Origin of the sequence: Streptomyces sp. NPDC001027 (assembly GCF_040299045.1) — a bacterium.
Lineage (GTDB): Bacteria > Actinomycetota > Actinomycetes > Streptomycetales > Streptomycetaceae > Streptomyces.
Window position 1 is genome coordinate 1 of record NZ_JBEPBI010000298.1, and the last position, 8,416, is coordinate 8,416.

Here is an 8,416-nt window from a genome sequence, read left to right on the forward strand (position 1 = left end):
ACTCTGTCTTCATGCGCCGACACCGCCGCGATCACCCGATCCAGAACCCAGTTCGACTGAACACGTCCACCGACCGGTATGCGGAAGCCTTCTTAATCCGCTTCACCCTGTTGACGTTGCCCTCGACCCTGCCCGAGCTCCACTCCAGGGTGAGTCCGGCGGTGACGGCGTCGAAGTCCTGCCGCAGGCCACGAGCCAGACTCCGTAGCGGCTTCAGCCCGGTGTTCTCGGCGCGGGTGAGCCAGTCGTCGAGTTCGCCGCCTCGGCGCTCGGTCATCATCCGGGCGAAGTCGCGCACGCAGTCAGCAACAGAATCCAACTCCGGGCAGCGGGCCCGGAGTTGCTTGCGCCTGAGCGCGTTACTCTCGTCGATCTTGTCGGGGTGCGCTGTGATCAGCCAGGTGGCTTTCCGGACGGTCAGCTCCTTGGGCTTCTCGGGTGCGGGCTTGCCGCTGGCGCGGATTTGTTCCAGGTGACGGCGGACAGTCCGCTTGCTGCCGAGGTAACCGAGTCCGGTGATCTCCGCGTGAAGCCGTGCCGCGTCCGTGCAGCCCTCGTTCCATCGCCGGTACAGGTAGGACGAATAGGCGTGGATCTGGCCGTAGCGGCGGGAGCCGGTGCCAAGGGATGCGTCCTCGGGAGTGGCGGCGTGCGCGTAGCGGTGCACGGTCTTGCGGTCGAGCCCGAGGGTCTTGGCGATCACCTCGATCTGCACGCCCTTGTCGTACAGGGCATGCACCGTGGCATGACGCTCGCGTCGCTTGATCACGCGCAGCCCTTCCACGGGCTCTTCTGGTACGTCGACGTTGGTCGGGCCGGCCTTCACGGCGGCGGGGTTACCGGTGCTCGTGTCCTCGGCGGGCGCGGTGAGGCACGTGCGGTGCTGGGCGACGCACTTCTCCACTGCTTTGCACAGATTCATCCAGAGGTGGTACCTGTCCGCGACCTGCGTGGCGTCGGGGCAGACGGTGCGGACGGCTTCGGCGTAGGCGCTGGCTCGGTCTCTGCACACGATCTCGGCCCCGGGATGGGCTCGCATCCAGGCGGTGAGCGTCTCCGAGGTGCGGTCGGGCAACACGTCCACACGCTCACCGGTCTCCACGTCCAAGATGATCGTGCCGTACACGTGGCCCTTCTTGAACGCGAAATCATCTACACCCATCACTCGCGGGGCGACTGAGGACTGCTTGTCCGGGAGCCTGCGCACCATCCTGATCAGCGAGTTCGCACTGACGGGGACCGACAGGTGCGCGGCCAGCCGGGCCGCCGGACGCCCCGCGAGCGCCAGCGCCATCCGCTCCAACGTCCGACGGAGTGCGGGGGTGCGGCGCGCGAACCGCTCGGTGAGCCCCTCTATCTGCTCGACGAACGTACGGCGTGCGCACGGCGCCGCCTGGCACAGGAACCTCCGCACCGCCAGGTCGATCACGACCTTCCGCCCAGCCACCGCCAGGTCGGCCAACCGTCGCCGATACCCGCCGTGGACACGGCCAGACAGCGTGCTGTACCCGGGGCAAGCAGCCTCCCGGTCGCCGTACGCGCCGTGAGCGCCACCCCGTCATCGTCGACCAGGAACTGTTCCACCATCACGGACGCCAGATGAGGGAAGGCCACCGAGAGCACGCTGCAATCACACGAACAGGCATCCTTCCAGCAGCTCGTGACGCTACGTCATCGCCCCACAAGAAGTGGATCAGAACCAAACCAACTGGCCGCTCACACGACCCTGCGCGTACCGCATACCACCGGCCTACCGCAGGGATCAGCACACGTCACCCCGACAACACTCCGAAGAGCTCAGTAACCCACGTAGACGAGGGCCCTCTGGGATGCGTCACAAGCTGCCCGAAAGGATTGGACTGCAGTCGCAGCACCGTCCCCGGAATGGCCCCTGAAGGCAGGAAGACTCTTCGGGGGTGCATCTGCGCCTCGGTCAGGGTGACGCCAGCTTGATTGCTACGCCGCGCGACGGCGGTACGGACAACCACCGGAGGGAAATGTGTCGGCTGCCGACATGAGCGTGCCCCTGCCGGACTTCTAGCCGCAGATCCGACGGTACGGCGCGTCCGGCACGTACACGTTCCACTCGGTCCGGGTCAGATCGCCGCGCGCACGGGCGCAGACCTGTGTGACGGCCCTGTCGGGAGCAATGGTGTAGCGCTGGAGCGGGACATGGGCACTACCCACGTACAGTGTGCCGCTGTCGCCGCTGAAGGCGAGTGTGTGAATGCCCTCGCCGGGTGTGGTCACCCGGCCGCCCAGCGGCTGCTGAGTGACGATGTCCCAGAGTTGGAGCGTTCCTGCGTCCCCTCCGACGGCCAGCGTCCGTTGGTCGGGGCTGATGGCGAGCGCGCTGACCGCTTCCGGGGTGTCGCCAAGCGGGGCGGGAAAGACGTTCCGCAGGACACCCGAGCGGTGGTGCAGAGTGCCCTCCCATAGTGCGACACGGCCGGTCTGGTCGCCGACTGCCAGATGAGAGCCGTCGCCGGTGAAAGCGAGCGCGCCAACCTGTTCGCCTTGGACGAGGCCCTGTCTGGTGACTCTCCCGGAAGGAATGCCGACGACACGGTTGTCTCCGATGAGGAGGCGGCCGCCAGGGTGGGCGGCCAGGTGGACGCTGGTAAGACCATCGAGAAGGGCCGTTCTGCGGCCCGAGGTGGTGTCCCATGCTTCGTTGATCACCTCGCCGATGGCTGCGATGCGACCGACGTACAAAGTGCGCCCGCCGGTGCTGCTGGCAAGGGAGACCACCGTTCCAGCGGACTGAGGACCAGCCAGGTCCAATGCTGCGCGTTTGCGGTCGCTGTTGAGGTCCCAGACCACAAACCGCTGCGGTGCCGCTTCATGGCCGGGCGGTGGCGGGACGCCGTACGTGAGCGTCCTGCCGTCGGGGCTGAAGGTGAGCAGGGCCACAGTGTCCTGTGCGGCGATCGGGTCTGCGGAATCGCGGGGGGTGGGCACCGGCTGGGAGGGCAGGGCACGTATCAGATGTCCGTCGTTCGTGGCGCGTAGCTCGAAGCGGTAGCGGCTACCGGTGCGTTCGGCCGTGGCGAGGGTTCGGCCGTCTGGGCTGATCTGTACGGCATCCAGCGGACGGCCGCGCCACGCGGGCGTAACAGCTGGTCCGAGGTCGAGGCAGTGGACAGTGCCGCCTTCTAGATAGCGCAGGACGGTGTGATCCCCCGGGTCCCAGGCGAGCTCATACAGATGCTGGTTGTTGAGGGAGTGCCGGAACACCGGCGCTGCGGAGTCCGACAGCCGAAACACTCTGATCTCCTCACCGCCCGCAGTGGCGAGGAAGGTGCCGTCCGGGCTGAAGGCGGCGTCCTCCGCCTCGAGTTCGTCGATGTCGGCGACCTGGCGGCCCGAGGCAGTGTCCCAGACGCGGACTCCTGAGGCTGAGAGCGCGGCGAGCTGCGTACCACCGAACACGAGGGCCGTCCGTTTCTCGTTGCACAGACGCCGGAACTGTGTCCAGTCGCCGGGCACGGTCTTGCGGCTGTCGGTGTTCCAGAGCTGCGGCGCTCCGCCGGCTGGGCAGATGGCCAGCAGTCGGCCGTCGGTGCTCACGGCGGGGGGCACCAGACCAGGCGCCCGGGTCTCGAACAGCACCCTGCCGTCCTGGACGGATCGCAGCCTCACGCGGCCGTCGTCGCTTTCGCTCACGACGTGGCGTCCGAGGCCGATACCGGCGAGGGAGGTGAGCGGGAGGGGACGCGGGTCTCCGATCCATCGTCCGGCACCCCTGTCCCACAGTCGGATTCCATCGTCCTTAGCGATGGCCACGAAATGGGTGTCCGGTCCTGCCGCGAGCACCTCTCCAGTCGGCAACCGCCCAGAACCGGTGCGGCGTCCCGTGACCACGTTCCAGGTCCGCCACGAACGGCCGTCGATGCTGAGCAGCGTGCGGCCGGAGTCGGTGAGGAAACGCGTCGGCCCTTCGCCGGGGGCGGGATCGGTGAAGACGGCGTGCTCTGGCTGAGCGAGGGAGCCAAGCAGGGCCATGCGTGTCTCAGGCAACGGAGAGACTCGCCAAGCGGCCACGCCCAGCAGCATGGCGGAGCGAGGGTCGGTCGTGCGCAGAGCGTCGGCGACATCCGCGATTCGCCGGGCAGCGGCGTCTGTGCGCTGGCGCTGGTTGTCCTTGTGCTGTTGCCAGGCGGTCAGCCCGACAACCAGCGACACCGCCAGGACAGCAGAGAGAGCGGAGAGAAGGACACGTGCCCTGCGAGTGGTCCGGGAAGCGGCCCGGCGATCCGCCGCACGCACGCGAAGAGCGGCAGCGAGGAACTCCTCTTCCGTCGCGGTCAGTTCAGCTCGTCCTCCGTTCCCTCGGCTGCGGCTACCGTCGGTGAAGAGTTCCTCCGCGCGAGCCAAGCGGGCGCCTCGGTACAGCGAGCCAGGGTCACAGTCATGTTCCAGCCAGGCACGCGCTGCCTCGGTCAGCCGACGGTGGTGGCGCAGCCGCTCACGGTCTTCCTCTACCCAGCCACGCAACCGCGGCCAACAGGTGATCAGCGCCTCATGGGCAAGCTGCACACCCCCCTCGTCGCTGGTGAGAAGCCGGGCGCGGGCCAACCGCTCCGCCACCAGCCATATGCCGGGGTCGACGTGTTCGTCCAGTTCGCTCCGAGGAAGCGGGCGCCGAGTGTCAGCGGTGCCCTGGCCCGGTTCGATCAGCCGGAGCAGCAAACGCCGGGCGGTGATCGCCTGATCCGGGGACAGCTGCCCGTACACCTCCTCGGCAGTCGCCGCGATGGCACCGTGAACCCCTCCCGCCGCCTCGTACGTCGCCAAGGTCAGCAGCCGGCTGCGGCGGCGCTTCCAGGTCTCCAGGAGGGCGTGCGAAAGCATCGGCAGTGCTCCTGGCTGGTCCCTGACTTCCTCGATGATCCGGGCGGTCAGCTCCCGCTCGACGAGGATGCCGACGGCCTGAGCCGGGCGTACGACTGCTTCCCGCAACTCATCGGCCGACATTGGTCCAACCAGTAGTGTGCAGCGGGCCAGCGCATCCGCCAGGCCTCGGTGTTCGGCGCACTGGGCATAGAAGTCGGCCCGTACAGCGATGACCACCCGCTGCTGGCTGGCAGGGTTCCGGGCAGTCAGCAACATGTCAATGAACCGGGTGCGCTCCGCCGGGTCCCGGCACAGGGTGAAGACCTCCTCGAACTGGTCCACCAGCACCCAGCTCTCCGGCCCGTCCTCGGCCGGGTCCAGCAGATGTCCGTGCTTGGTCGCGGGCTGGGCGCCGGGGGTGAGCACCCGGACCACGGCCGGACGCCCTTGAAGCGCGATGTGCTCCCGCAGGCGAGGGATCAGCCCGGCACGCAGCAGCGACGACTTACCACTGCCTGAGGACCCGAACATCACCGCGAAGCGGTGCCCGCAGATGAGTTCCCGCAGTTCCTCCACCAGCCGGTCACGTCCGAAAAACAGTCCTCGGTCGTCCGGCTCGAATCGCGCGAGGCCCCGGTATGGCGGCGAGTCGTCCTCAGTCTCGTCCCGTACAGCACCCGCTTCCTCCGCTTCGGCTTCCTTCCACCGCCGCTCCCACTCCGCCCAGTCGCCCCCGCACACTCGTACAAACCCCTGGACCACGGCAAGCGACGGAAGCCGCTTGCCTGCCGCCGCGTTGGACAAGGACGCGGCTGAGAACCCTGCCGCTCCGGCCATCGTCCGGTAAGACGGGCTGCCCGCCGACTTGCGCAGCTCACGGAGCTCATGGGCCAGGCGTTGCACGGGACCGGCCTCAGGGTCCACAGGCCGCTCGGGACGCCCCACAGGACCACCACCACTCTCGTCCCCGTGACGGGGGAAAAAGATGTTCGGTGCGCAAACCTATGTTTCGCACGGACGCGGCGTAAACAGGTTCCGCCCAGAGTGTGGCGTTGATGACAGCCAGAGACCGCGAGCACCGGCGATGCCGACCGGAATTGATTAATCCGATGAATCGGACATGCTGGTCAACTCTTTCGTTGCCAGGCTCGGCCGAGCCAGGCCGGATCACGGCACGCCAACCTCTGGAGAACAGAGCGATGCCCCACCCAGACATCATGGCGGTCCCCAAACGGGGAGCCGTCGAACAATCGCCGCCCCCAGGTGCCCGCAGAACCAGGGCACACCGCCGGGGCAAGCTCACGATCGCGTCGGTCGTGTCCACACTCATGCTGGTGCTGCTCGCCGCCCTGCTCGGCCCGCTCGGCCTGATGTCGAGCGCCGAGGCCGCCGGCCCCCCTTGCCCAGGAGGCTCCTCCTCCGGATCCGGCGGGCAGTGGTGTCCCAGTCTGCACAATGCGGACATCGATCCGCAGAGGTCGTTCCCTCGCGACCTGTACAGGGGGGACTCCCGCCCGCCGGAGGAGATCTTCCGAGACGGTTTCACGGCACGGGGGCACAACAACGACCTCGTCGCCCATGTCCATGGCGGGGAACGCCATATGGACAGCAACTACATCTCGACAACCGGAACGCGGACCGTGGCGGAGAGTTTCGCGCGGAGCCAGGGGCTGGTCGCGCTGACTCGCGTGGTGGGACAACCGGGCTGCTCGACGGGCCGGTACGCGTTCTACAGCATGATTCCGGGGCTCGGCCCCTACCTGATGGAGCGCTGCCTGCACGGGGAGATCGTCACGCACAGCCACGTCTACGTGATCGATCCGACATGGGCGAGGAATGCGCTGTACGTCGCCGACCAGCTTCGCGCGGAACGTCCGGACGCGGCCAACACCTATCGAAGCCAGGACGAATGGGCCTACGTCCGGCACATCCCGAACTACGCGATTGTCGGCGTACGCACCTACCGCGTAACCCAGGCCACACTCAATGGGCGCATAAATCCTCGCTATGCGCCCACATTCGCCTTCGATCGCTTTGTCCCCAATCCGCGCCATGTCAGGGCCCGAGTCGAGTACGACCCTGCTCGTGATCCGAACGCCCACTGGGGCTACAACACGGACCTGATCGTGTCGACCGCCGCGAATGAGTACAACCGAGGTTGCAGCGCGATCAACCGATGCAGGGGCGAGCATCCCTGACCCATGATCTGGACGAGTGGCCCCCGGCGCGCGGGGGCCACCTCGATCCCGAATGGATGCCCCGACGAAGCAGGTGCCTCAATTCTCAGCTTGCCCACGGTTGACTCGTATGCCGCGCCGAGAAGATCACACGCGCCCGCGGGGCTTTTACACACCTCGTCATGACGGCCGCGGTCCAATTCCTGGTTGCGAACATGGTGCGGCTGCCGACCCCCTCCGGTGGCTTGCTTGCAGACTGCCCTCCTCGTATGACGATGAACCGTTCCGGGTTCGGGACTGGCAGGGCGCCGGATTCCCAAGTAGGCATCCTGTCCATCACAGCAGTAGGCAGCACCGCTTATGACCGCAGTTGACAAGGAGGCCGGTGCAGATCGGCCGGGCCGCCAACGTTGCAGGAAAGAGCAGCGGCGCGGCGGCGTACACAAGCCGTGGCCGACCTCAAGGCGCCGCCTCCCCGGACGGCCGCCGAACCGGTCGCATCCCGCCGTCAGCCCAAGCCGTCAACAATCTGGGCGCGTTATCGCCGCCTCAGGAGCTTGAGCATCCGCTCCCCCGCATACACGGACGACAAACACGCCCCGCGCGCCGGACGCGAAGGGAACGCGGGCGACCACAACGCCCAACACCGCTCGGGGCGTTCGGCTGAGCATGAGTCCTGACCTGCCCCGAGCTTCGTAGCGGCCGATATTGTGTGTTTCAGGCGGCGTTCGCGGTGGCCAACGAACGGTAGTGGGCCGCCTCGACCTCCTCGGGCGGGAGGCAGTCGAGTGCGGAGTGCAGGCGCTCGGAGTTGTACCAGCCGACCCATCGCACGACGGCGCGTTCGACCTGGTCAGCGTCCCGCCAGTTCGATCAGCTCGGCCTTGAAGGTGCCGTTGAGGGCCTCGGCATCGCGTTGTCGTACGAGTCCGCGACGGAGCCCACCGACGCGGCCGCGCCGACGTCCATCAGCCGTTCGCTGTAGCGGATCGACACGTACTGACCGGATTCAGTCAGTCGTAGCAACACTCCTGATCAGAGAGGTGTGTTGTGGGACGACCAGCGGGTTGGATGATGGAGCTGACGGGCCAGTCACCGATGAAGTCGCCGGGCGGCCGTCGACTCGACGTGAGAGGACGTCCTGCTTGAAGAAGCGATAGTTCATGGGTTGTGCCAGGTTGTGACTGTTTCGCCCGTCGCTCGTTTTGCGAGGTTGGAGATCATCGCAAGGCGGATCATGCTCTCGGAGTGCGCCGGTTTGGTCTCGTAGTCGCGGGCGAGGTGACGGTGCATCATGATCCACCCGATACTCCGCTCCACGACCCAGCGCCGCGGGATCACTGAAAAGCCTTTGACCTGCTCGTTCCGTGGAACGACGTCGACGTCGATACCGAGCGAGGCGC

3 protein-coding genes and 2 pseudogenes are annotated in these 8,416 nt (G+C 67.1%); 1 reads left to right on the forward strand and 4 read right to left on the reverse strand.

Annotated elements, in window-relative coordinates; translation table 11 throughout:
• Nucleotides 1-31: 31 nt before the first annotated feature.
• Nucleotides 32-1,519: pseudogene (locus ABT300_RS38565) on the reverse strand (ISL3 family transposase); the annotation flags it as partial.
• Nucleotides 1,520-2,037: 518 nt separating this feature from the next.
• The gene (locus ABT300_RS38570) at nucleotides 2,038-5,739 is read right to left on the reverse strand and encodes a WD40 repeat domain-containing protein (RefSeq protein WP_502978085.1); all 3,702 of its coding nucleotides are present in this window, start codon (nucleotides 5,737-5,739) and stop codon (nucleotides 2,038-2,040) included.
• 413 nt (nucleotides 5,740-6,152) lie between these two features.
• On the opposite strand from ABT300_RS38570, the gene ABT300_RS38575 reads away from it, so the two are divergent.
• Complete coding sequence (locus tag ABT300_RS38575) at nucleotides 6,153-7,034, forward strand: hypothetical protein (protein ID WP_351686227.1); 882 nt, start codon at nucleotides 6,153-6,155, stop codon at nucleotides 7,032-7,034.
• A gap of 696 nt (nucleotides 7,035-7,730) precedes the next feature.
• On the opposite strand, the pseudogene ABT300_RS38580 reads toward ABT300_RS38575, so the two are convergent.
• Together ABT300_RS38580 and ABT300_RS38585 are read right to left on the reverse strand one after the other, a co-directional pair.
• Nucleotides 7,731-7,868: pseudogene (locus tag ABT300_RS38580) on the reverse strand (integrase core domain-containing protein); the annotation flags it as partial.
• Between the two features lie 306 nt (nucleotides 7,869-8,174).
• Nucleotides 8,175-8,416, reverse strand: a 242-nt coding sequence (locus ABT300_RS38585) for a transposase (protein WP_351686230.1), incomplete at its 5' end; no start/stop codon positions are given.